Consider the following 21,864-nt stretch of genomic DNA (forward strand, 5'->3'; position numbering starts at 1 on the left):
TGGCACTGGCTTTACAAGCACCCTGTTGAGTTCTCAAAGAACAACCACACACCGACCAGAAGCCCCACACTCAGTGGAACCCCAACCGGGGCTTTCCGTACCGCGTCCCCGGCGCTTTCAGCGCCAGGCACTTTTACTACGTTACCCGCTCGTTTCCGCCGTGTCAAACCGATATTTCGCGGTTCGTCATGCTTCAACCCGATTAACGCGGGCACCATGTCGCAACCGGCTTGCGCCGCTCTCGTCATGGATTCGACAGGCCGGCCGTCGCGATTTCTCGCGACCCGCCCGGTGCCCTGCCGGTTCGTAACCATACCCGGTCGGTTTCGCGGCGCCAAATCCGCCTCGCGGCGTTTCTGGCGGCACCTCCCGGTTGGGGCTCCGGTGGGCGTGCCCACCCGACCCCCTGGCCGTTGGCCGGCGCTCCGGCCGCTCCAGGCTTTCGCCTGTTTCGTCCGTTCCGCGCTGGCAGAGAGAAAGTTACGCGTCCGGCGGGATGATCGTCAAATCCGCCGGACGCGTCCCCCGTCACATCGTCGACAGGTGGCTATTCACCCAGCTCAACGCCCGCGAACGAACGCTTCCCCCGGCGCAGCACCAGGTATCGCCCATGCAGCAGGTCGGCCGGCGACACCCTCGCGTCCACTTCGGTCACCCGGTTGTTGTTGACGTAGGCGCCGCCCTCGGCGATCACCCGCCGAGCCTCCTTGAGGCCGCTCACCAGACCGGAGTCCCGCAGCAGACCCGCCACATCCGGCAATTCGCCGGTGAGGCGTACGAGACCCGCTTCGGTCAGGGCCGCGCGCAAGGTCTCCGGCGCCAGCTCGTCCAACGATCCGCGGCCGAAGAGCGCCTGACTGGCGGCGATCGCCTGTCGGGTCTCGTCGGCACCGTGCACCAGGGTGGTCAGCTCCTCGGCGAGCGCCCGCTGCGCCAACCGGGCCGCCGGTCGTTCGGCGGTCGCCTTGGCCAGCTCCTCCAACTCGTCGCGGGACCGGAAGCTGAAGTACCGCAGGTAGCGGTCGACCTCTTGGTCCTCGACGTTGAGCCAGAACTGGTAGAACGCGTACGGGCTGGTCATCGTGGGGTCGAGCCAGACGGCGCCGCCCTCGGTCTTGCCGAACTTCGTGCCGTCGGACTTGGTGACGAGCGGCGTGGTGAACGCCTGCACCGGTCCCGCGCCCCGTCGGCGTACGTAGTCGACGCCGGCGGTGATGTTGCCCCACTGATCGGAGCCGCCGAACTGGAGCTGACAGCCGTGCCGGCGGTGCAGCTCGAAGAAGTCGTTGGCCTGCAACAGCTGGTAGCTGAACTCGGTGAAGCTGATGCCGGTCTCCAGGCGGGCGCGCACCACCTCCCGCGCGAGCATCTTGTTCACCGGGAAGTGCTTGCCCACGTCGCGCAGGAACTCGACCACCGACATCTCGCCGGTCCACTCCAGGTTGTTGACCAACTGGGCCGCGTTCTCGCCGGAGTACGACACGAACGGCGCCAGCTGGTCACGGATGCGCTCGACCCACCCGGCGATCACGTCGGGCGGGTTGAGGGTCCGCTCGGCGCTCTCCTTCGGGTCACCGATCTGCCCGGTCGCCCCGCCGACCAGCAGCAACGGGCGGTGGCCGGCGAGTTGCAGCCGGCGGGCCATGGTCACCTGCATGAGCGAGCCGACGTGCAGGCTCGCCGCGGTGGGGTCGAAGCCCACGTAGAACGTGGCGGACTTCCCACCGTCGAGCAGCTCGCGCAGCTCGTCGAGGCCGGTCGAGTCCTGTATCAGGCCACGCCAGAGCAGGTCATCGGTCAGGGAGTCCCGCCCGGACGGCGGAGGGCTGCTGTCGGTCACGGTCACCGATTCTCCCCCATCGCCGGCACCAACCCGTACCGGGTTTGACGCAACCCGCCCCGGCTAGGCTTGCGCCTTGTTGATCGAGGAGGGCTTTGCCATGGAGATTCCGGACCTGACGGGCGGTTTCGTCGCCCTGCTCGGCCTCAAGTTCGAGGAGGCCAGCGCCGACCGGGTGGTCATCAGCTGGCAGGTCCGCCCGGAGCTGCACCAGCCGTTCGGCATCCAGCACGGCGGGGTGTACTGCTCGGTCGTGGAGACCGCGGCCAGCGTGGGTGGCTCCCTCTGGCTGGCCGACCGGGGCACTGTGGTCGGCGTGTCGAACCAGACCGACTTCCTGCGGGCCGTCCGGGACGGCGAGCTGAGGGCGGTCGGCACCCCGGTGCACCGGGGCCGCAGCCAGCAGCTCTGGCAGGTGGAGATCACCGACGCCGACGAGCGGCTGGCCGCCCGTGGTCAGGTCCGGCTGCAGAACCTCTCGCCCGCCTGAGCGACGGCACTCGCCGGGCGGGTCAACTGCGGGCCTCGTCCAGCATCGGCTCCGTGGGCTGGTCGGTGTCGGCGTCGCCGTCGGCTTCATCGGGTACGCGGCTGAGCCGTACCTCGGTGATCGCCCGGTGGTCGATGCCGGCCACCACCAGCACCCAACCGTCCAGCGTGACGTCCTCCCCGGCGACGGTGGGGATGTGCCCGAGCCGGGCCAGCACCAGCCCGGCGACGGTGGTGTAGTCACCGGCCGGACGCGACGGCAGCTCCACGCCGATGTCCGGCAGGTCGTGCACCGGGAAGGTGCCGGGCAGCAACAGCGCACCGTCCGGGTCGCGCCGCACCGAGCGCACATCCCGGTCGGTCTCGTCGTAGATCTCCCCGACGATCTCCTCCAGGATGTCCTCCAGCGTCACGATGCCGTCGACGGCGCCGCGCTCGTCCACGACGAGCGCGATGTGCTGACGCTCGGCCTTGAACTGGCGCAGCGCGTCCACCACCGGTAGCGAGTCGGGCAGCAGCATCGGCGGTCGGGCGATCTCGTCGACCGGGCGGTCGTCGGGCACACCCACCAGGTCACGCAGGTGGATCACTCCGGCGGTGTCGTCCAGGCCGCCGTGGCGTACGACCGGAGCCCGGGAGTGCCCGGTGGCGGCCAGCACGAGCCGCGCGGCCTCCGCGGTGGTCCCGCTGTCGAGCGTGAAGACCTGCAACCGCGGTACGAGGACAGCCCGCAACCGCCGATCGGCGATCTCCACGGCACCCGCGATGATGGTGCGCTGTTCCTTGGTGAAGCCGTGGTTGCCGGCGACGATGTCGCGCAGCTCGTCCGGGCCGATCTCCTCCGGCTCGTGTTTGGGGTTGAGCCCGACCAGGCGGACCACCACGTCGCTGGTGGCGCCGAGCGCCCAGACGGCCGGCCGGGTGAGGCTGGCGAGCAGGTCGAGCGGGCGGGCCACCAGCAGCGCCCACCGCTCGGCGGACTGCATGGCGATCCGCTTGGGCGCCAGCTCGCCGAAGACCAGGGTGACGAAGGTCAGCGCGAGGGTGACCACCACGATCGCCGCCGTCTCGGCGGCGCCGCCGAACACCCCGAGCAGCGGCACCAGGGGTTTTGCCAGCGAGACCGCTGCGGCGGCGGAGGCCAGGAAACCGGCGAGGGTGATGCCGATCTGGATGGTGGCCAGGAAGCGGTTCGGGTCCTTGGCGAGCCGGGCCAGCACCCGCCCGGCCCGGCTGGTGCGCTCCAGCCGCTGGATCTGGCTGTCTCGCAGCGACACCAACGCCATCTCGCTGCCCGCGAAGAGCGCGTTGATCACGACCAGGACTCCGACCAGGGCCAGTTGGCTCCCGTAGCTCTGCACGCCCGGTTCGCTCCCTCGTGGTGGTGGCACCGGCCGCTACGCGCGGCACTCGCCGGTCGGCGAGCCCGCCCGGCGTAGGCCTGTCTTTGCCCCGTCCGGCGCCGGCCGAATCCTGCCCCGGCGACGCTACGCCGAATCGGGCGAGGTGTGGCTACGCCGAATCGGACGACGGTGACGCTACGCCGACTGAGGCGTCGGCGACGCTACGCCGGCCGGGGCGACGGTGAGTTACGCCGACTGGGGGGTCGGCGACGACGGCAGGTCGAGGACGTACGAGTCGCCATCCGGGCGGAAGCCGAGCCGGTGGTAGTAGGGGGCCACCATGCGGGGTGGGCTGACCACCCGGTGGAAGCCCCGTTCGGTGAACAGGTGGCTGCGCCGGTAGACGAACTCGCCCGGGGTGAAGTCACGGAACCTCGGGGTCACGTAGTCCAGGTCGATCTGGGCGACGCCGGGCGCCTCGGCGTGCGACAGCACCACGCCGACCACCTCGTCGGCCGTGACCACGAGGAACGCCGAGCGCCCCGACGTGTCCGGGTCCCAGTGGAAGCCGGGGTTGAACCGGGTGATGTCGGCGGCGTGCACCCGCAGCGTGTGCGCGAGGAACTGGTCGCCGACACCGACCTCCACCACCTGGTAGGTCTTCTCGTCGTGCCGGGTGACGAGCATCCCGCGCAGGTACCAGATGTTGATCACCGCGAGCACGACGTTGAGCCCGACGCCGGGCCAGACCTCGATCGCGGCGTTGTAGCCGATCAGCACGAAGCAGCCGACGAGGTTGAGCGCCCGCAACCGCAGGATGCGCGACTGCAGCAGCGACCAGACCAGCACCGCGGAGCCGGCCCAGCCGACGAGATCCAACCAGTTCACGCCGCGAGACTAGTGCCCGCCCAGGTCAGGGCCGTCGGCGGGCAGCTCCAGCAGCCACTCCTCGACGTCTTCGCCGCGGCCGTTGGCGTACCCCGAGTCTTCACCGACCACCACGAACCCGCACTTGCGGAGCACCGCGAGGGAGGCGGCGTTGTCCTTGGCGGCGCGGGCGTGCACCGGCCGGGGCAGCTCACGCAGCAGGGCGGCCAGGGCCGCCGTGGCGTGGCCCCGACCCCAGCGCGCCGGGTCGATCCAGTAGCTGACCTCGGTCTGCCCCTCGACCGGGAAGGCGGTCACGTAGCCGACCACCTCGCCGTCGACCTCGACGGTGCGGACCAGGTTCGCCGGATTGGTGAGCACCCGGGCCCAGTGTGCGGCGAACTCCCGACGGTCGGACGGGTCCTTGGGGCCGAAAGCGGCCATCCGGTTGGCCTCCGGGTCCTGCTGGTGCAGGAAGAACTCGACGAGGTCGTCCTCACGGACCGGGCGCAGCAGCAGATCGGAGGTCATCGGCCGAGGGTACGCAACGGCTGTGACGCGGAGCTGCGGCGCGGAGTCAGCCGGCGACGGCTACGACCGCCAGCACGGCGGCGCCCAGGGAACTCGCCACCGACAGCAGTCGACGCCACGGCACCCGCGCGTCGACCACCGGCAGGGCCCGCCACCGGGCCGCCGCCAGGGCCACCCCCGCCGCCGACAGGCAGGTGCCGAGCGGCCACAGCCAGGCCGGCACCATCGACCAGTCCCCCAACCGGTGCCCCAGCCCCAGATAGGCGAACGCCCAGACCGCCGCCGCCAGCAGCGTCACCTGGTCCAGTTGGCGACGGCGGGCGGTGCCGAGCAGGGAGATGCCGCCGAGGAAGGTGAGGGCCACCGCGAGGCCGGCGCCGATCCACGGCAGCACCGTCGACGTCGCCGAGTCGGCCTCCTTCGGTGGCACACCGAGCAGCCGCAGCCCGATCGGCTCGACGCCCTTGTCGGTGTTGCCGAGCACCACCACCGCCCGGCCGGTCGCCCGTTCGAGGCCGACGTAGGACCGGAACCCCCCGGTAGCGCCGTTGTGCCAGACCACCTCGCGATCGCCGTGCCGGGTGGTGAACCATCCGTACCCGATGCGGGTGTCGTCGTCCTCGCGGTAGCGGGCGGTGGCGGCGTCGGCACCTGGTGCGGTGCCGGCGAGGACCGCGGCGAGCAGCCGGCCGAGGTCCTCCGCCGTGGACCAGGGGCCGGCGCCGGCCGGCGCGTAGCCGGCTCCCGCCCACGGATCGAGCGGCCGGCCGCCGGCCCGGCCGCCCTGGGCGCGATGGGCCGGCAGGTCGTCGTCGCGGGTGGCGACGATGGTGGCCGTCATGCCGAGCGGCCGTAGCAGCCGGTCGTGCAGCAGCTCGGGGTACGCGACGCCGGCCTTCGCGGCGAGCGCGTGGCCGAGCACGGACGGCCCGAGGTTGGAGTAGTGGACCTCGCCGCGCTCGTCGTCGTCGGTGCTGACCCGGTCGGCGGCGCCGCGGATGGCGTCGACGCCCTGCCCGGCGTAGGGGTTTCCGCCGGAGACGTTGGACCAGAGGATGCGTGCCCATCCCAGCGGGGAGCCGGGAGCCAGCCGGGGCAGGCCGGCGCGGTGGCTGGCGAGTTCGGCGAGCGTGACGTCACGGGCGGGGCCGGTGATCTCGGGCCAGGTGCTGTCGAGCCGGTCGTCGGGGCCGACGACACCGGCGGCGACCTGGTCGGCGAGGAGCATGCCGGTGAGCGCCTTGGTGACCGAGCCGATCTCGAACGGGGTGCCTGGCTCCACTGGTCGACCGGCGAGGTCCCGGTCACCCAGTCCGGCGGTGCGGATGCGGCCGTTCTCGACCAGGGCGACGGCGAGCCCGCGGAGCCCTGAAGGGTCGGGTGTGGCCGACCGTGCGGCAGCGGCCAGGTCGCGATCGCCGGTGGACTGCGCGCCGAGTCGGGGCACCCGGGGCATCAACGCCACCCCGACCAGGCCGGCGATCAGCGCGACGACGAGGACGGTGACGGTCGTCCGGCGCATTGTGGTTCCTCCGTGGGGTCGTCGGATGGGCGGTCGAGCCGCGTCTGGTCAGCGGCCGGCGGCGGTGAGGATGGCCAGCAGCGGCACCACGCGTTCGGCGGGGACCGCGTACCGGCCTCGGCCGGTGCTGCGCAGCCAACCGGCGGCGGTGATCTGGCGGAGGTGGTGATGCAGTTGGCCGGTGGTGCCCAACTCCTCGATCTCGGCCAGCTCGCTGGTGCTGTGCCGGCCGCCGATGATCTCCCGCAGCAGCCGCAGCCGCACCGGGTGGGCCAACGCGGAGAGGGTGCTGGGCAGCTCCGTCCAGTCGGCGGCGAGCAGGTCGTCGACGGTGCGGCCGTACTGCCAGTCGTAGTGCTGGCCGGCGATCCGGACGGTGCCGGTGTAGAGCACCGCGCCCGACCCGTCGGTGGGCAGGCGCTGTTTGAGGCCGTCGAGCGCCCAGAAGGTGCCCTCGGGCGCGGGTGGCGTCGGCGGTGCGGCGGCGAGCCGTTCGCTCAACGCGGCGACCTGTGCCTCCAGCGCGGCGAGTCGATCTTCCACGGTATCCACACTTCGATACTACGAACTTACGTAGTTACGTGCAAACGGCGAAGCGACCCGCCTCCGGGTCCGGCGCGTCCGCCCCTCCGGCGCGGCCGAGCGGTCGACAATGACCTGACCGACCCAGGGAGTGCCGATGAACCGACCTGTCGTGGTGGGCGTGGATGGATCGCCGTCCAGCCTCGTCGCCGCCGAACACGCGGCGCGGGCCGCCGTGCTCCGGTCCCGACCACTGCTCCTGGTGCACGGCTACCTGCATCCGTCCGGCTACGGCGTGCCACTCAACCCGTACGACCTGGGGGTGCCGGCGCCCTCTGCGGAGGCGCAGCAGATGTTGGAGCGCACAGCGGCCGAGCTGACCGGCCGGTGGCCCGGCCTCGCCGTCGAGGTGCGTCAGGTCCTCGGGGGCCCGGGGGCCACCATGATCGAGGAGTCCCGCCGGGCGGAGCTGGTCGTGGTGGGCAGCCGTGGCCTGGGCGGGTTCGCCGGGCTACTGCTCGGCTCGGTCGGCACGCAGGTGGCCGCGCACGCGCACTGCCCGGTGCTGGTGGTCCGCCCGGACGAGCAGCCGATCCCGGTGGACGGTCCGGTGCTGGTGGGCGTGGACGGGTCCGAGCCGTCCCGGCTCGCCGTGGGTCTGGGCGCCCACGAGGCGGCGCTGCGGGACGTGCCGCTGGTGCTGGTGCACGTCGGTCCTTCGGACGGGGACCGGGCGGTGCCGGAGGAGATCGAGGAGTCGCAGGCCGCGCACCAGGCCGAGGCGGTGCGACTCCTGGCCGACGCCTCCGCCGTGGTGCGCGCCGAACACCCCGACCTTGTGGTGCGCGAGCATCCGGTCCGGGCGGCCGGCGCGGCCCAGGGGCTCATCGAGGCCAGCGGCACGGCGTCGCTGCTGGTCGTGGGCACCCGGGGCCGGGCCGGGTTCGCCGGTCTGCTGCTCGGATCGGTCAGTCAGGCGGCGATCCAGCACGCGCACTGCCCGGTGCTGGTCGCCCACCCGGTCAGCTGACCGGCTCGCCGTCACCTCGGCCGAGCATCTGCAGGAAGTCGGTGGTGAGGGCGAACGGGTCGGCCGGCCCGGTGGCCGGTGGCCGGCGCTCGATCTGGTCGGCCAACTCCCCGGCGGCGCGCCGGATCCGAGCGCGCAACGCGCCATCGGCGGTGCCGTCGGACCAGTCCTCCGGGGCGGCGAAGACCGCGGTCGGGACGACCACCGACCGAAGGTAGGCGAACATCGGTCGGACGGCGTGTTCCAGTGCCAACGAGTGCCGGGCGGTGCCGCCGGTCGCGCCGATCAGCACCGGCCGGTCGACCAGCGACTCGGAATCCAGCACGTCGAAGAAGGACTTGAACAGCCCGTTGTACGAGGCGCTGAAGATCGGGGTGACGGCGATGAGCCCGTCCGCCCCGGTCACCGTGTCGATGACCTGGCGCAGCGCTGCCGGCGCGAACCCGGTGAGCATGTTGTTCACCACGTCGTGGGCGTACTCGCGCAGGTCGACGACGTGCAGCTCCACGTCGGAGCCGCGCCGGACCAACTCGTCGCGGGTGGCCGCGGCGAGCTGGTCGGCGAGCAGCCGGGTCGACGAGGGCTGACTCAGCCCCGCCGAGACGACGGCCAGGGTGCGGCGGGTCATCGGGTCGCCCCCTCCGGCGCCTTGCCCGTCACGTCGTCGACGGCGTGCACGGTGCTGTCCTTGGCACCGCCCGCGGCGGCGACCAGCGAGGCGTGCGTCGGCGCGGCCGGCACGTGCGCCGGGCGCAGCGCGGCGAACTCCTTGCGCAGCACCGGCACGACCTCCTCGCCGAGCAGGTCGAGCTGCTCCAGCACGGTCTTCAGCGGCAACCCGGCGTGGTCCATCAGGAACAGCTGCCGCTGGTAGTCACCGACGTACTCCCGGAAGCCGAGCGTGCGGTCGATGACCTGCTGCGGGCTGCCCACGGTCAACGGGGTCTCCCGGGTGAACTCCTCCAGCGACGGCCCGTGCCCGTAGACCGGGGCGTTGTCGAAGTAGGGCCGGAACTCCCGGACCGCGTCCTGCGAGTTGCGGCGCATGAACACCTGCCCACCGAGGCCGACGATGGCCTGGTCGGCGGCGCCGTGGCCGTAGTGCGCGTACCGCTGGCGGTAGAGCGCGATCATCCGCTGGGTGTGCTCCTTGGGCCAGAAGATGTGGTTGGCGAAGAAGCCGTCGCCGTAGTACGCGGCCTGCTCGGCGATCTCCGGGCTGCGGATCGAGCCGTGCCACACGAACGGGGGCACGCCGTCGAGCGGGCGCGGCGTCGAGGTGAACGACTGCAACGGGGTGCGGTACTTGCCCTTCCAGTCGACCACGTCCTCGCGCCACAGCCGGTGCAGCAGGTCGTAGTTCTCGATGGCCAGGGGGATGCCGGCACGGATGTCCTTGCCGAACCACGGGTAGACCGGGCCGGTGTTGCCACGGCCCATCATGAGGTCCACCCGGCCGTCGGAGAGGTGCTGGAGCATCGCGTAGTCCTCGGCGATCTTCACCGGGTCGTTGGTGGTGATCAGCGTGGTCGCGGTGGACAGCAGCAGCCGCTCGGTACGCGCCGCGATGTAGCCGAGCATGGTGGTCGGTGACGACGGCACGAACGGCGGGTTGTGGTGCTCGCCGGTGGCGAAGACGTCCAGACCGACCTCCTCGGCCTTCAACGCGATCGCGACCATCGCCTTGATCCGCTCATGCTCGGTCGGCTCCCGACCGGTGGTCGGATCGACCGTGACGTCACCGACGGTGAAGATTCCGAACTGCATGACCAGCTCCTCGCGTGTCAACCGGGTGCCGTCGTGGTACCCGGACGCAGCTCTCAACTTATTTGACGACGCAACTATTCCGTCGGCGGGACGCCTGCCAGTGGCGCCGGTCACCCCCGCAACCGGACGTCACGTCCGAGAATGCCCTCGGTGTCGGCCCGGTCAGCCGCCCGCCACCGAGGGCAGCACCTGCACCTCCGCGCCGTCCTTGACCGGGGTGGCCAGACCCCCGGTGTGCCGGCAGTCCTCCCCGTCGACGAAGACGTTGACGTAGCGGCGCAGCTCGCCACGCTCGTCGCGGATGCGCCGGGCCAGCCGGGGGTGCGCGACGGCCATCTCGTCGAGGACCGCCCGTAGCGTCCCGGCGACGGTGACGTTCAGCCGACTCGCGCCCCCGGCCTCGCCGCGCAGCGGGCCGGGCAGCAGCACGGTGACCATGCTCAGACCTCCGCTGCGCGAACGCAGAGCACGTCGGGCAGGTGCGCCGCGACCGTCGACCAGGAGTCGCCCTCATCGCGGCTGGCGAAGACCGAGCCGGAGCGGGTGCCGAAGTAGACGCCACCCGGGGTGGCGTCATCGGCGCACATCGCGTCCCGCAGCACCGCCGGATAGAACGGACCCTCGGGCAAGCCGACCGACAGCGGCTCCCACTTGCCGCCGGCGTCGGCGGAGCGGAACACCCGGCAGCGGTGGTCGGTCGGGAACCGCTCGCCGTCGGCCACCAGCGGGAAGGTCCACACCACGCCCCCGCGCCCCGGGTGGGCCACCATCGGGAAGCCGAAGTCGCTGGGCAGCCCATCGGCGATCGAGGACCAGGTGCGGCCGTCGTCATCGGAGCGGTAGACGCCGTGGTGGTTCTGCGCGTACAGCCGTTCGGGGTTGCCGGCGTCCCGGGCGACCTTGTGCACGCACTGGCCGAACTCCGGCCACTCGTCGGGCATGAAGTAGGCCCGGATGCCGGTGTTGCCCGGCGCCCAACTCGCCCCGGCGTCCTCCGAGCGGTAGACCCCGCCGGTGGACATGGCGACCAGCAGCCGAGCCGGGTCACGCGGGTGGGGCAGCACGGTGTGCACGGCCTGACCACCGAAGCCGGCCTCCCACTGCGGGCGGTGCGGGTGGTCCCAGAGGGAACGGACCAGCTCGAAGCTGCGGCCACCGTCGGTGGACTTGAACAACGCCGAGGGCTCGGTGCCGGCCCAGATGACGTCCGGCTCGTCGGGGCCGCCCGGCATCAACTGCCAGACCCGGCCGAGGGAGACGCCGGTGTCGGCCGGGAACGCGACCGGCGCCTGATCGGGCTCGTCCCAGGAAGCGCCGAGGTCGTCGCTGGTGGCGACGCTGGGACCGAAGTGTGAGCTGGTCATGCCGGCGAGCAGCCGCGGGGTGGAACGACGGGTGTCGACCGCGACCGCGTAGACACCGGTCATCGGAAAGTGCGGGCCGGTGATCTCCCAACTGCGCCGCTCGTCGGTGCTGGTGGCGAGAAACAATCCCTTGGCTGTGCCGATCGCGAGCAGTGTCGCCATGACGTCCTCCGAACCGTCGGTGAGCAGGTCCGGTGATTATGGCCACACCCCCCGACAGACTCCGGCGCCCACACGCCGGACGGCACGCTCAGCGCCGGACGCGCGGCACGTGCCGGCGGTACGCGCTCACCGTGGGATCGCCGTCGAGCCAGAACCGCCAGGGCAGATCGTGGGCGCCCGTCACCCCGACCCGAGGGCCCGCCACCACCGTCTCCGGCGGCACCGGCCGGGCCGGTGGCCGCAGGCGGACCGGACCGTCGCCGAGCAGGTACGACCCGTACGCCTCGCGGTCGATGCCGAGCGCGGAGCAGAGCCGGGCCGGCCCGCGGGCCAGGTCCAGGTCCCGCCGGATGGCCGGCCGACGCTCCCGTGCCGTGGCCAGCCCGTCGACCACCTCACCGGCGCGCAGCAGCACCGCGGAGGCCTCCCCCTCGACCCCGGTGACCACGTTCATGCACCAGTGCATCCCGTAGGTGAAGTAGACGTAGGCGTACCCGGCGGGGCCGAACATCACGGCGTTGCGCGGGGTGCGGCCCCGATGGGCGTGCGAGGCGGGATCGCCGCCACTTCCCGCGTACGCCTCGACCTCGGTGATCCGGACGGTGACCCCGCCGGCGTGCAGTCGGCAGCCCAGCAGCCCGCGCGCCGCCGGCAGCAGTGGGCCGGCGAGCAGGTCCGCCAGCGCCGCCAGGTCGGTGTCGGTGGTGCGGTCACCGGACGACAGGGCCATGTCCCCGACGGTACCCATCCCGTCGCGTCGACACCCGTCCGGGACGATGGAGACTTGAACAATCTGTTGACAATGTTCCGTTGATAGGGTGTGCTCGGGGTATGACGACCGAGGACACCTTCACCGCGCCGGACCCGGGCCGGGCCCGCGCCCACCGGACGTACGAGGCGTTACAGCGGATCAGCGAGCGGCACGCCGGCACCGACACCCGGCGGGGCCGGTGGGCCCACCCGTACGTGCTCGACCCGTGGGAGGCGGTCGCCCTGGTCACCGCGCTGGCCGCCGGCGGGGCCGAGCGCGAACCCGCGGAGGAGCCGATCGACGCCGCCGACCTGACCGCCGCGCTCACCCTGCTGCCCCACGTCCGCGCCGAGCTGGACGCCTTGGAGGCCGGCCTTCTGACGCTGGCCCGCGACCGGGGGCTGACCTGGCAGGCGATCGCGTACGGGCTGGGGCTGGGCAGCGCGCAGGCGGCCCGGCAGCGCTACGAGCGGGTCGCCGCCCGCTCGGCCGAGCAGACCCCCTGACGACAGCGCTCGCGCGGGCAAGATCGTGCTCGAACATGGACGTGGTGGCCTCGACCTCGGCGGAGACCACTGGATCCTGGATCGAGCGCGATCCTGCCGAGCGGGGTGGGGCCGGCCGAGAGAGCAGGCCGACACCCGGATCGGCACGCCGCGCCTGCGACGGCCGCGGGGCGGGCACACTGTGCGCACGACGAGGAGGCACCCATGGAGCGCGCGGAGATGCTGGCGTACTGCCTGGCCAAGCCGGGAGCGTGGCTGGACCAGCCGTGGGAGGGCGACGAGGTGGTGAAGGTGGGCGGCCGGATCTTCGCGTTCCTCGGCAGCGACAGCGGCAAGCCGACGGTCGGCATCAAGTGCGGGCCGACGCGGGAGGTGGCCGACGAGTGGCTGCACCGACACCCCGGCGACGCCAGCGTGATGCCCTACATCGGCCGGTCCGGGTGGAACACGCTGCGCCTGGACGGCGGGATCGACGACGACGAGCTGACCGAGGCGGTCGACTCGTCGTACGACATGGTGGTGGCCAAGCTCCCCAAGCGGGAGCGCCCGACGGCCTGAACCGCCGCGGCGCCGGCGGCCAGCGCCGACGCCACGGCACAGCTCAGCGCGGAACGACCCGCTCGGAGGCCCACTCCCGCCAGCTGGCCAGCCGGTCCGCCGCGTCGGCGAGCTGGTCGGCGACCGGGCCGGGGCCGGTGGAGCCGGGGGTGGTCCGGGCGGCGAGAGCCGAACGGACCGAGAGCACGTCGCGCACCGACGGGTCGAGGTGCCCGCTGATCGCGGCCAGGTCCTCGTCGGAGACGTCGTTCAGCTCGCACTCCCGAGCCGCGCAGAGCGCCACCAACTGGCCGGTGATCTCGTGCGCGTCGCGGAACGGCACGTTGCGTCGGACCAGCCAGTCGGCGACCTCGGTGGCGAGGGAGAAGCCGACCGGGGCGGCGGCGACGAGGCGGTCCACCCGGACCGTCATCGTGGAGATCATTCCCGCCAGGGCCGGAAGCAGCAGCTCCAGGGTGTCGACCGCGTCGAAGGCGGGCTCCTTGTCCTCCTGCATGTCCCGGTCGTAGGTCATCGGCAGGCCCTTGAGCATGGTGAGCACTGTCATCAGACCGCCGACCAGACGCCCGGACTTGCCCCGGGCCAGCTCGGCGATGTCCGCGTTCTTCTTCTGCGGCATGATCGACGAGCCGGTGGCGAAGGAGTCGTCCAGCTCCACCCAGCCGAACTCGTGCGAGGTCCAGAGCACCACCTCCTCGCCGAGCCGGGAGAGGTGCACCCCGATCAGGGCGGTGGTGAAGAGGAACTCGGCCACGAAGTCCCGGTCGGCGACGGCGTCCATCGAGTTGGCGAACGACGTACGGAAGCCCAGCTCCTTGGCCACCGCCACCGGGTCCAGGGGGAGCCCGGAACCGGCCAGGGCGCCCGCGCCGAGCGGGCTGATCGCCGCCCGGTGGTCCCAGTCGCGCAGCCGCTCCAGGTCGCGCAGCAGCGGCTGCACGTGGGCGAGCAGCCAGTGCCCGAAGGTGACCGGCTGGGCGTGCTGGAGGTGGGTCATCCCCGGCGCGGCGGTGTCGACGTGCCGCTCGGCCTGCTCGACCAGGGCCTCCGCCAGCTCGACCAGGCGGCTGGCCACGCCCCGGGCGTGATCGCGCAGGTAGAGCCGCAGGTCGGTGGCGACCTGGTCGTTGCGGGACCGGCCGGCGCGCAGCTTGCCACCGAGGCTGCCGAGACGTTCCAGCAGACCGCGCTCCAGTGCGGTGTGCACGTCCTCGTCGTCGATGGTGGGGCGGAACGTTCCGGAGGCGCAGGCCGCCTCCAGGTCGTCCAGCGCGGCCAGCATCCGGCCCAGCTCCTCCGGATCGAGCAGGCCGGCGCCGGCGAGGACCCGGGCGTGGGCCCGGGAACCGGCGATGTCGTACGGGGCCAGGCGCCAGTCGAACTGCACGCTCACCGACAGTCGGGCGAGCGCCTCGGCGGGGCCGCCCGCGAACCGGCCACCCCAGAGGCTCGTCCGGTTGGTGGCAGCGCTGTTCTCGGTCAGGCTCTTGTCGTCCACGTCGCCCATCATTGCGTTGGTTGCCTCTCGCTCGCGACTGCGGGGCCCGCTCGCCGCGCCTGCTCGGTCTTCGCGCTCACACGTGTCACTGTCCGCCACCGCCCAACCGGGCGTCCCGAGCGGCGGCCATCCGGCTCGGCAGCCCCCACAGCTGCACGAAGCCCTTGGCCAGGGACTGGTCGAAGGTGTCGCCGGTGTCGTAGGTGGCCATCCCGAAGTCGTAGAGGCTCGCCTCGGAGCGCCGGCCGGTCACCGTGGCCCGGCCGCCGTGCAGGATCATCCGTACCTCGCCGCTGACGTGCCGCTGCGCGTCGTCGATGAACGCGTCCAGCGAGGCCTTCAGCGGCGAGAACCACAGCCCGTCGTAGACGAGTTCGCCCCAGCGCTGGTCGACGCCCTTCTTGAACCGGGCCAGGTCCCGCTCGACGGTCACCGCCTCCAACTCCTGGTGGGCGGTGATCAGCGCGATCGCGCCGGGCGCCTCGTACACCTCTCGGCTCTTGATGCCGACCAGGCGGTCCTCGACCATGTCGAGCCGGCCCACGCCCTGAGCGCCGGCGCGCCGGTTGAGCTCCAGGATCGCCTGGTACGGGGTGACCGTCTCACCGTCGATCGCCACCGGCACTCCGCCGTCGAAGGTGATCACGACCTCGTCGGGGTCGCGCTCCTGGGTCGGGTCGGAGGTGTACGAGTAGAGGTCCTCGACGGGGGCGTTCCAGATGTCCTCCAGGAAGCCGGTCTCCACCGCGCGACCCCACAGGTTCTGGTCGATCGAGTACGGCGACTTGGCCGACACGTCGATCGGCAGCCCCTTCTCCTCGGCGAACGCGATCGCCTTGTCCCGGGTCCAGGCGAAGTCCCGGGCCGGCGCGATGATCTTCAGGTCGGGGGCCAGCGCGTTCAGGCCCACCTCGAACCGGACCTGGTCGTTGCCCTTGCCGGTGCAGCCGTGCGACACGATCGTGCCGCCGTGCTTGCGCGCCGCCGCCACCAGGTGCTTGACGATCAGCGGCCGGGACAGCGCCGACACCAGGGGGTAGCGGTCCATGTAGAGCGCGTTGGCCCGGATCGCCGGCAGGCAGTAGTCGGCGGCGAACTCGTCGCGCGCGTCCACCACCTCGGACTCGGCGGCGCCGCAGTCCAGGGCACGCTGCCGGATGGCGTCGAGATCCTCACCGCCCTGCCCGACGTCGACAGCGACCGCGATCACCTCGGCGCCGGTCTGCTCGGACAGGTACGGAATGGCGACGGAGGTGTCCAAGCCGCCGGAGTACGCGAGCACGACCCGCTCGGTCATGACGTGGTGTTCCCTTCAGCGGTGTCGTCCCGGCGGGCCCAGCCGGCGAGCTTGTCTCCGAGTGCGGCACCGCCGACGGCCTCCCGGGCCACGACGAGGATGGTGTCGTCGCCGGCGATGGTGCCGACGATCTCGGGCAGGCCCGCCCGGTCCAGCGCGCTGGCCAGGTACTGGGCTGCGCCCGGCGGTGTCCGCAGCACGGCGATGTTGCCGCTGGAGTCGACCCCGTTGAGCAGTTCGCGCAGCAGCCGTACCAGCCGGGCCGGCGCGGCCTCGGCGTCGCGCAACGGTCGCTGCCCGTCCTCGGGGATCAGGTAGACGGCCGGACCGTCGCCGCCGCGCACCTTGACCGCGCCCAACTCCTCCAGGTCCCGCGAGAGGGTGGCCTGGGTGACTCCCACACCGTCGGCGGCGAGCAGGTCGGCCAGCTCGGTCTGCGACCGGATCGACCGGTCACGGATCAGCTCCACGATCCGGGCGTGCCGGGCCGCGCGAGTCAGCGGCGCGGTCATCGCGGCCCCCCGGTGGCGGTGTCGCCGGTCGCGGCGCCTCCCGGCGCGCTTCCCAGCAGGAACGTCAGCAGCGCCTTCTGCGCGTGCAGCCGGTTCTCCGCCTGGTCGAAGACCGCGCTCTGCGGGCCGTCGAGCACCTCGTCGGTGATCTCCTCACCACGATGTGCGGGCAGGCAGTGCAGCACCATCGCGTCCGGTGCGGCCTGGCCGAGCAGCTCCTTGTTGACCTGGTACGGCAGGAACGGGGTGATCCGGTCCAACCCGTCGGACTCCTGCCCCATCGACGTCCAGGTGTCGGTGGCCAGCACGTCGGCGTCGCGTACCGCCTGGGCGGGGTCGGTCAGCACCCGCACCGACCCGCCGGTCTCCGCGGCGATCTGGGCGGCCCGTTCCACCACTGCCGCGTCCGGCGCGAACCCGGCCGGGCCGGCGATCCGCACGTGCATTCCGGCGGTCGCCCCGGCCAGCAGGTACGACTGCGCCATGTTGTTCGCGCCGTCGCCCACGTACGCCAGGGTGCGCCCGGCCGTGCCACCGCACCGCTCCCGGATGGTGAGCAGGTCGGCCAGCAACTGGCACGGGTGGAAACCGTCGGTGAGCGCATTGACCACCGGCACGGTGGCGCCCGCCGCCACCTCGGCGATCCGCTCGTCACCGTGGGTCCGCAGCACGATCGCCGCGACGTAGCGGGACAGCACCCGCCCCGCGTCGGCGAGCGACTCACCACGACCGAAGTGGGTGACCTGCGTGTCCACCACCAGGGGGTGCCCGCCCAACTCGGCGATGCCGGCGTCGAACGAGATCCTGGTCCGCAGGCTCTGCTTGTCGAAGAGCACCGCCACCGAGCGGGGGCCGACCAGCGGCCGGTGGCCGAACCGGTCCGCCTTCATCCGCGCCGCCAGGTCGAGGACCGCTGACTGCTCGGCCGGCGAGAGGTCGTCGTCGCGCAGGAAGTGCCGGGTCATCGAGTCGTCCCCGTCGTGGTGGTCAGGCTGGCTGGTGCGGTCTGCGCGCCGGCGGCGGCCGGGGCGGTGGCGTCCAGTGCGGCGGGCAGCGCCGCGAGGAAGGTGTCCGCCTGGGCGGCGGTGAGGATCAGCGGTGGGGCCAGCCGGATCACACCCGGCTGCACCGGGTTGACCAGGAAGCCGGCTTCCCGCAGGGCCTCGGCCAGCACCGACGCCACCGGCGCGGTGAGCGCCACGCCGAGCAGCAGACCGGCGCCGCGTACCTCGGCGATCAGCGGGTGGCCCAGAGCCTCGATGCCGCGACGCAGCCGCTCACCGACCCGCTTGACGTTGTCGAGCAGGCCCTCGTTGGCGATGGTCGCCACCACGGCGAGCGCCGCCGCGCAACTGACCGGGTTACCGCCGAACGTGGTGCCGTGCGAGCCGGGGGTGAGCAGGTCCGCGGCAGGGCCGAAGGCCAGCGTCGCGCCGATCGGCAGCCCGCCACCCAGCCCCTTGGCCAGGGTGACCACGTCCGGCTCCACGCCCTCGGCCTGGTGCGCGAACCAGTGCCCGGTACGCCCGACGCCGGTCTGCACCTCGTCGAGGACCAGCAGCGCGCCGTGCCGGGCGGTGATCCGCCGGGCCGCGGCGAGGTAGCCGGCCGGCGGGACCAGCACACCGTTCTCACCCTGGACGGGTTCGAGGATCACCATGGCGGTGGCCTCGGAGACGGCCGCTTCGAGGGCGGCGACATCGCCGTAGTCGACGTGGGTCACCTCGCCGGGCAGCGGCCGGAACGGGTCCGCCTTGGCCGGTTGGCCGGTCAGCGCGAGGGCCCCCATGGTGCGGCCGTGGAAGCCGCCCCTGGTGGCCACCACGTGGGTGCGGCCGGTGCGGCGGGAGAGCTTGAAGGCCGCCTCGTTCGCCTCCGCGCCCGAGTTGGCGAAGAACACCCGGCCCGGTCGGCCGGCGAGCGCCAACAGCAGCTCGGCGAGGGCGACCGGCGGCTCGGCCACGTAGAGGTTGGAGACGTGGCCAAGGGTCGCGACCTGCTTCGACACCGCCGCCACCACCGCCGGGTGGGCGTGACCGAGGGCGTTGACCGCGATGCCACCCACCAGGTCCAGGTACTCCCGGCCGGCGTCGTCGACCACGACGGCACCGCGACCGGAGACCAACGCCATCGGCGGCGTGCCGTAGTTGTCCATCATGGACTGCTTCCACCGCTGCGCCAACGTGCTCATGTCGCGTCCGTCCCGTCTCCCGGCACCACCATCGTTCCGAACCCTTCCGAGGTGAACACCTCAAGCAACGTCGAGTGCGCCACCCGGCCGTCGACGACGTGCGCGGCGGGGACTCCCCCACGCACCGCCCGCAGGCAGGCCTCCATCTTCGGCACCATGCCCGACTCCAGGCTGGGCAGCAGTTTGGCCAGGTCGTCCGCGGCGATCTCGGAGACCAGGCTGGTGGTGTCCGGCCAGTCCGCGTACAGGCCGGCCACGTCGGTGAGCACGACCAGCTTGCGAGCCCGCAACGCGATGGCCAGCGCCGCGGCGGCGGTGTCCGCGTTGAGGTTGTGCAGCACACCCTCCACGTCCGGCGCCACCGTGGAGATCACCGGAATCCGACCGGCCTCGATCAGGTCGGTCACCGCGGACACGTCGACCGACTCGACGTCCCCGACCTGGCCCACGTCGACCGGCACCCCGTCCACGTACGCCGGGCGCCGCACCGCTGTGAACAGCCGGGCGTCCTCGCCGGAGAGGCCGACGGCGTACGGACCGTGCGAGTTGATCAGACCCACCAGCTCCCGGCCCACCTGACCGACCAGCACCATGCGGACCACGTCCATCGCCTCGGCGGTGGTCACCCGCAAACCACCCCGGAACTCGCTGGCGATGCCGAGGCGACCCAGCATGGCGGAGATCTGCGGACCGCCGCCGTGCACCACCACGGGCTTCAGGCCGGCATAGCGCAGAAAGACCATGTCGGCCGCGAACGCCCGCTGCAACTCCGGATCGGTCATCGCGTTGCCGCCGTACTTGACCACGACCGTCGAGCCGGTGAAGCGTGCCAACCAGGGCAGCGCCTCGATCAACGTCTCCGCCTTGACCTGGGCGCGAGCCAAATCGCTGCTGAGACTCATGTCGAATAGGCCGAGTTCTCGTGCACGTACGCGTGGGACAGGTCGTTGGTCCAGATCGTGGCGGCCGACGTACCCGCGTGCAGGTCGATCCGGATGGTCACGTCCCGCCCGGTCAGGTCGACCTTCGAGCGGTCCTCGGCGGCGGCGCCGCCCCGGCACACCCACACCCCGTTGACCGCCACGTCCACCTCGTCCGGCTCGAACGCGGCGGCGGTGGTGCCGACGGCGGCGAGGATCCGACCCCAGTTGGGGTCGTTGCCGAACAACGCCGTCTTGACCAGGTTGTTGCGGGCCACCGTGCGGCCGACCTCGACCGCCTCGTCCTCGTTCGCCGCGCCGACCACGTCGATGGCGACCTGCTTGGTAGCGCCCTCGGCGTCGGCCACCAACTGCTGGGCCAGGTCGTGACAGGCCGCGGTGACGGCGGCGGCCAGCTCGGCCGGCGTCGGCTCAATGCCGCTCGCGCCGCTGGCCAGCAGCAGCACGGTGTCGTTGGTGGACATGCAGCCGTCGGAGTCGACCCGGTCGAAGGTGACCCGGGTCGCCGCGCGCAACGCCTCGTCCAGCGTCGCCGGCCCGGCCACCGCGTCGGTGGTCAGCACGCACAGCATGGTGGCCATCCCCGGCGCGAGCATCCCGGCGCCCTTGGCCATGCCGCCGACCGTCCAGCCGCTCCCCCGGGCCACAGTGGTCTTCGGCCGGGTGTCCGTGGTCATGATCGCCTCGGCGGCGGCCGGGCCACCGTCGCGGGACAGCGCACGGATCGCCGAGCGGACGCCCGGCAGCAGCTTCGGCATCGGCAGCCGCTCACCGATCAGGCCGGTCGAGCAGACCGCGACCTCACCGGCACCGAGGATCAACCGTGGGCTGACCGAGGTCAACACGGCGGCGGTGTGCTCGGCGGTGGCGTGCGTGTCCTGGAAGCCGGCCGGGCCGGTACAGGCGTTGGCGCCACCGGAGTTGAGCACCACGGCGCGGACCACACCGCCCTGCACGACCTGCTGGCTCCAGAGCACCGGAGCGGCCTTGACCCGGTTGGTGGTGAAGACACCGGCCACGCCGGCGTCCGGGCCGTCGTTGACCACCACTGCGACGTCCGCACCGCCGCTGGTCTTGAGGCCGGCGGCCACACCGGCCGCCCGGAACCCCCGAGGAGTGGTGACGCTCAAGGGGTGACTCCCCACATCGACAGGCCCGTCGTCTCCGGCAGGCCGAGCATCAGGTTGGCGTTCTGTACGGCCTGACCGGCCGCGCCCTTGCCCAGGTTGTCCAGCGCGCTGAGCACGACCAGACGACCCGAGTCGACGTCGACGGTGGCCTGTAGGTGACACGAGTTGGAGCCCAGGGTGGCGGCGGTGTGCGGCCAGCGGCCCTCCGGCAGCACGTGTACGAACGGGGCGTCCGCGTACGCCCGCGCCAGCACCTCCTGCGGGTCCACGCCGCGCGCCGGCACCGCGGTGACGGTGGCCAGGATGCCGCGCGGCATCGGCGCCAGGACCGGGGTGAACGACAGGCCGGTCGCGCCGGTGGCCTGCTTGATCTCCGGGACGTGCTGGTGGGTGCCCACCCGGTACGGCGACAGGTCGCCCATCACCTCGCTGGCCAACAGGTGCGGCTTGGTCGCCCGGCCGGCGCCGGAGGTGCCGGAGGCGGCGACCACCACCACGTCGGCGGGGTTGGCCGCGCCGTCGGCGATCAGCGGCGCGAGCGCCAGGGTGATCGCGGCGGCGTAGCAGCCGGTGTTCGCCACCCGGGTGGAGCCGGCGATCAGCTCCCGCTGGCCGGGCAACTCGGGCAGGCCGTAGGTCCACTGCCCGGCGTGCGTGCCACCGTAGTACTGCGCCCAGGCGTACGGGTCGGCGAGCCGGTGGTCGGCACCCAGGTCGACGATCCGCACCTCGGCTGGAAGCTGGGCCGCGAGAGCCGCCGACTGGCCGTGCGGCAGGGCCAGGAAGACCAGGTCCGCATCGGCCAGGATCGTCGGATCGGTCTCGCCGAGCACCAGGTCGAGCCCGGTGAGCTGCGGGTGCACCACGTCGACGCGGTGCCCGGCCTGGCTGTGTGCGGTGGCGGCGACCAGGTCGAACTCCGGGTGCCCGGCGATCAGGCGCAGCAGTTCACCTCCGGCGTACCCGCTCGCTCCGGCGACCGCGACTCGGATCCCCATACTCACCTCCGCATGACTATGCAGCGAAGGCTAGCAGCAGAACGT

At 72.3% G+C, this 21,864-nt stretch carries 23 protein-coding genes; 4 read left to right on the forward strand and 19 right to left on the reverse strand.

The window, feature by feature from the left end:
• Nucleotides 1-547 precede the first annotated feature (547 nt).
• On the reverse strand, nucleotides 548-1,840 hold the full coding sequence (tyrS, locus tag ABTW72_RS07370; RefSeq protein WP_350856687.1) for a tyrosine--tRNA ligase: 1,293 nt from the start codon (nucleotides 1,838-1,840) through the stop codon (nucleotides 548-550).
• Nucleotides 1,841-1,940: 100 nt separating this feature from the next.
• Here tyrS and ABTW72_RS07375 point away from each other — a divergent pair, with 100 nt between their 5' ends.
• Nucleotides 1,941-2,330, forward strand: a complete 390-nt coding sequence (locus tag ABTW72_RS07375) for a PaaI family thioesterase (RefSeq protein WP_350855489.1) — start codon at nucleotides 1,941-1,943, stop codon at nucleotides 2,328-2,330.
• Nucleotides 2,331-2,352: 22 nt separating this feature from the next.
• Here the strand turns inward: ABTW72_RS07375 and ABTW72_RS07380 are convergent, their stop codons facing one another.
• From ABTW72_RS07380 to ABTW72_RS07400, 5 genes are all read right to left on the reverse strand, one after another.
• Complete coding sequence (locus ABTW72_RS07380) at nucleotides 2,353-3,690, reverse strand: hemolysin family protein (RefSeq protein WP_350855492.1); 1,338 nt, start codon at nucleotides 3,688-3,690, stop codon at nucleotides 2,353-2,355.
• 228 nt (nucleotides 3,691-3,918) lie between these two features.
• Nucleotides 3,919-4,560, reverse strand: coding sequence for a hypothetical protein (locus tag ABTW72_RS07385; protein ID WP_350855495.1), 642 nt, complete (start codon nucleotides 4,558-4,560; stop codon nucleotides 3,919-3,921).
• A 9-nt stretch (nucleotides 4,561-4,569) separates the two neighbouring features.
• Entirely contained in the window at nucleotides 4,570-5,070 is a 501-nt protein-coding gene (locus tag ABTW72_RS07390; RefSeq protein ID WP_350855498.1) for a GNAT family N-acetyltransferase, read from the reverse strand.
• Nucleotides 5,071-5,116: 46 nt separating this feature from the next.
• Nucleotides 5,117-6,592 carry a serine hydrolase domain-containing protein gene (locus ABTW72_RS07395; protein ID WP_350855501.1) on the reverse strand — a complete coding sequence of 492 codons (1,476 nt, stop codon included), beginning with the start codon at nucleotides 6,590-6,592 and terminating at the stop codon, nucleotides 5,117-5,119.
• Between the two features lie 48 nt (nucleotides 6,593-6,640).
• Complete coding sequence (locus ABTW72_RS07400) at nucleotides 6,641-7,144, reverse strand: ArsR/SmtB family transcription factor (RefSeq protein WP_350855504.1); 504 nt, start codon at nucleotides 7,142-7,144, stop codon at nucleotides 6,641-6,643.
• A 121-nt stretch (nucleotides 7,145-7,265) separates the two neighbouring features.
• Between ABTW72_RS07400 and ABTW72_RS07405 the strand changes: the two genes are divergently transcribed.
• A complete protein-coding gene (locus tag ABTW72_RS07405; protein WP_350855507.1) occupies nucleotides 7,266-8,144 on the forward strand; it encodes a universal stress protein in 879 nt (292 codons plus the stop codon).
• On the opposite strand, the gene ABTW72_RS07410 is transcribed toward ABTW72_RS07405, so the two are convergent.
• The 5 genes from ABTW72_RS07410 to ABTW72_RS07430 all read right to left on the reverse strand — a co-directional run bounded on the left by ABTW72_RS07410 (nucleotide 8,137) and on the right by ABTW72_RS07430 (nucleotide 12,167).
• Complete coding sequence (locus ABTW72_RS07410) at nucleotides 8,137-8,772, reverse strand: FMN reductase (protein WP_350855510.1); 636 nt, start codon at nucleotides 8,770-8,772, stop codon at nucleotides 8,137-8,139. The two genes, ABTW72_RS07405 and ABTW72_RS07410, sit on opposite strands and share 8 nt — an antisense overlap.
• Entirely contained in the window at nucleotides 8,769-9,911 is a 1,143-nt protein-coding gene (locus tag ABTW72_RS07415) for an LLM class flavin-dependent oxidoreductase (protein WP_350855513.1), read from the reverse strand. The genes ABTW72_RS07410 and ABTW72_RS07415 overlap by 4 nt, the downstream gene beginning before the upstream one ends.
• A gap of 162 nt (nucleotides 9,912-10,073) precedes the next feature.
• Nucleotides 10,074-10,349, reverse strand: coding sequence for a ubiquitin-like small modifier protein 1 (locus ABTW72_RS07420; RefSeq protein ID WP_350855516.1), 276 nt, complete (start codon nucleotides 10,347-10,349; stop codon nucleotides 10,074-10,076).
• A 2-nt stretch (nucleotides 10,350-10,351) separates the two neighbouring features.
• Nucleotides 10,352-11,437: a WD40/YVTN/BNR-like repeat-containing protein gene (locus tag ABTW72_RS07425; RefSeq protein WP_350855519.1), complete on the reverse strand. Its 1,086-nt coding sequence runs from the start codon at nucleotides 11,435-11,437 to the stop codon at nucleotides 10,352-10,354.
• Between the two features lie 88 nt (nucleotides 11,438-11,525).
• Nucleotides 11,526-12,167 carry a DNA-3-methyladenine glycosylase gene (locus tag ABTW72_RS07430; protein WP_350855521.1) on the reverse strand — a complete coding sequence of 214 codons (642 nt, stop codon included), beginning with the start codon at nucleotides 12,165-12,167 and terminating at the stop codon, nucleotides 11,526-11,528.
• 101 nt (nucleotides 12,168-12,268) lie between these two features.
• Between ABTW72_RS07430 and ABTW72_RS07435 the strand changes: the two genes are divergently transcribed.
• Both ABTW72_RS07435 and ABTW72_RS07440 read left to right on the forward strand, forming a co-directional pair.
• Entirely contained in the window at nucleotides 12,269-12,694 is a 426-nt protein-coding gene (locus tag ABTW72_RS07435) for a DNA-binding protein (RefSeq protein WP_091402016.1), read from the forward strand.
• A gap of 204 nt (nucleotides 12,695-12,898) precedes the next feature.
• Nucleotides 12,899-13,252, forward strand: coding sequence for an MmcQ/YjbR family DNA-binding protein (locus ABTW72_RS07440; protein WP_350855524.1), 354 nt, complete (start codon nucleotides 12,899-12,901; stop codon nucleotides 13,250-13,252).
• Nucleotides 13,253-13,295: 43 nt separating this feature from the next.
• Here the strand turns inward: ABTW72_RS07440 and argH are convergent, their stop codons facing one another.
• The 8 genes from argH to argC all read right to left on the reverse strand — a co-directional run bounded on the left by argH (nucleotide 13,296) and on the right by argC (nucleotide 21,819).
• The gene (argH, locus tag ABTW72_RS07445; RefSeq protein WP_350855527.1) at nucleotides 13,296-14,759 is read right to left on the reverse strand and encodes an argininosuccinate lyase; all 1,464 of its coding nucleotides are present in this window, start codon (nucleotides 14,757-14,759) and stop codon (nucleotides 13,296-13,298) included.
• A 76-nt stretch (nucleotides 14,760-14,835) separates the two neighbouring features.
• Complete coding sequence (locus ABTW72_RS07450) at nucleotides 14,836-16,047, reverse strand: argininosuccinate synthase (RefSeq protein ID WP_350855529.1); 1,212 nt, start codon at nucleotides 16,045-16,047, stop codon at nucleotides 14,836-14,838.
• Nucleotides 16,044-16,559: an arginine repressor gene (locus ABTW72_RS07455; protein ID WP_350855532.1), complete on the reverse strand. Its 516-nt coding sequence runs from the start codon at nucleotides 16,557-16,559 to the stop codon at nucleotides 16,044-16,046. The genes ABTW72_RS07450 and ABTW72_RS07455 overlap by 4 nt, the downstream gene beginning before the upstream one ends.
• Complete coding sequence (argF, locus tag ABTW72_RS07460) at nucleotides 16,556-17,524, reverse strand: ornithine carbamoyltransferase (RefSeq protein ID WP_350855535.1); 969 nt, start codon at nucleotides 17,522-17,524, stop codon at nucleotides 16,556-16,558. Before argF ends, ABTW72_RS07455 begins: the two co-directional genes overlap by 4 nt.
• Nucleotides 17,521-18,750, reverse strand: coding sequence for an acetylornithine transaminase (locus tag ABTW72_RS07465; protein WP_350855538.1), 1,230 nt, complete (start codon nucleotides 18,748-18,750; stop codon nucleotides 17,521-17,523). Before ABTW72_RS07465 ends, argF begins: the two co-directional genes overlap by 4 nt.
• Entirely contained in the window at nucleotides 18,747-19,652 is a 906-nt protein-coding gene (argB, locus tag ABTW72_RS07470; protein ID WP_091402003.1) for an acetylglutamate kinase, read from the reverse strand. Before argB ends, ABTW72_RS07465 begins: the two co-directional genes overlap by 4 nt.
• Entirely contained in the window at nucleotides 19,649-20,821 is a 1,173-nt protein-coding gene (gene argJ, locus ABTW72_RS07475) for a bifunctional glutamate N-acetyltransferase/amino-acid acetyltransferase ArgJ (RefSeq protein ID WP_350855541.1), read from the reverse strand. The genes argB and argJ overlap by 4 nt, the downstream gene beginning before the upstream one ends.
• Nucleotides 20,818-21,819, reverse strand: a complete 1,002-nt coding sequence (gene argC / locus ABTW72_RS07480; protein WP_350855544.1) for an N-acetyl-gamma-glutamyl-phosphate reductase — start codon at nucleotides 21,817-21,819, stop codon at nucleotides 20,818-20,820. Before argC ends, argJ begins: the two co-directional genes overlap by 4 nt.
• Nucleotides 21,820-21,864: the final 45 nt, after the last annotated feature.

The sequence above is a fragment of the Micromonospora sp. NPDC127501 genome (assembly GCF_040302185.1).
GTDB lineage: Bacteria > Actinomycetota > Actinomycetes > Mycobacteriales > Micromonosporaceae > Micromonospora.

Excerpts from the sequence above, each read along its gene's own strand:
- ABTW72_RS07375 (WP_350855489.1), top strand. The coding sequence starts at position 1,941 with ATGGAGATTCCGGACCTGACGGGCGGTTTCGTCGCCCTGCTCGGCCTC.
- ABTW72_RS07410 (WP_350855510.1), bottom strand. The coding sequence starts at position 8,772 with ATGACCCGCCGCACCCTGGCCGTCGTCTCGGCGGGGCTGAGTCAGCCC.
- argB (WP_091402003.1), bottom strand. The coding sequence starts at position 19,652 with ATGAGTCTCAGCAGCGATTTGGCTCGCGCCCAGGTCAAGGCGGAGACG.
- ABTW72_RS07395 (WP_350855501.1), bottom strand. The coding sequence starts at position 6,592 with ATGCGCCGGACGACCGTCACCGTCCTCGTCGTCGCGCTGATCGCCGGC.
- ABTW72_RS07430 (WP_350855521.1), bottom strand. The coding sequence starts at position 12,167 with ATGGCCCTGTCGTCCGGTGACCGCACCACCGACACCGACCTGGCGGCG.
- argF (WP_350855535.1), bottom strand. The coding sequence starts at position 17,524 with ATGACCCGGCACTTCCTGCGCGACGACGACCTCTCGCCGGCCGAGCAG.
- ABTW72_RS07450 (WP_350855529.1), bottom strand. The coding sequence starts at position 16,047 with ATGACCGAGCGGGTCGTGCTCGCGTACTCCGGCGGCTTGGACACCTCC.
- ABTW72_RS07455 (WP_350855532.1), bottom strand. The coding sequence starts at position 16,559 with ATGACCGCGCCGCTGACTCGCGCGGCCCGGCACGCCCGGATCGTGGAG.
- ABTW72_RS07415 (WP_350855513.1), bottom strand. The coding sequence starts at position 9,911 with ATGCAGTTCGGAATCTTCACCGTCGGTGACGTCACGGTCGATCCGACC.
- argC (WP_350855544.1), bottom strand. The coding sequence starts at position 21,819 with ATGGGGATCCGAGTCGCGGTCGCCGGAGCGAGCGGGTACGCCGGAGGT.
- ABTW72_RS07390 (WP_350855498.1), bottom strand. The coding sequence starts at position 5,070 with ATGACCTCCGATCTGCTGCTGCGCCCGGTCCGTGAGGACGACCTCGTC.
- ABTW72_RS07425 (WP_350855519.1), bottom strand. The coding sequence starts at position 11,437 with ATGGCGACACTGCTCGCGATCGGCACAGCCAAGGGATTGTTTCTCGCC.
- ABTW72_RS07420 (WP_350855516.1), bottom strand. The coding sequence starts at position 10,349 with ATGGTCACCGTGCTGCTGCCCGGCCCGCTGCGCGGCGAGGCCGGGGGC.
- ABTW72_RS07465 (WP_350855538.1), bottom strand. The coding sequence starts at position 18,750 with ATGAGCACGTTGGCGCAGCGGTGGAAGCAGTCCATGATGGACAACTAC.
- argH (WP_350855527.1), bottom strand. The coding sequence starts at position 14,759 with ATGGGCGACGTGGACGACAAGAGCCTGACCGAGAACAGCGCTGCCACC.
- ABTW72_RS07440 (WP_350855524.1), top strand. The coding sequence starts at position 12,899 with ATGGAGCGCGCGGAGATGCTGGCGTACTGCCTGGCCAAGCCGGGAGCG.
- ABTW72_RS07435 (WP_091402016.1), top strand. The coding sequence starts at position 12,269 with ATGACGACCGAGGACACCTTCACCGCGCCGGACCCGGGCCGGGCCCGC.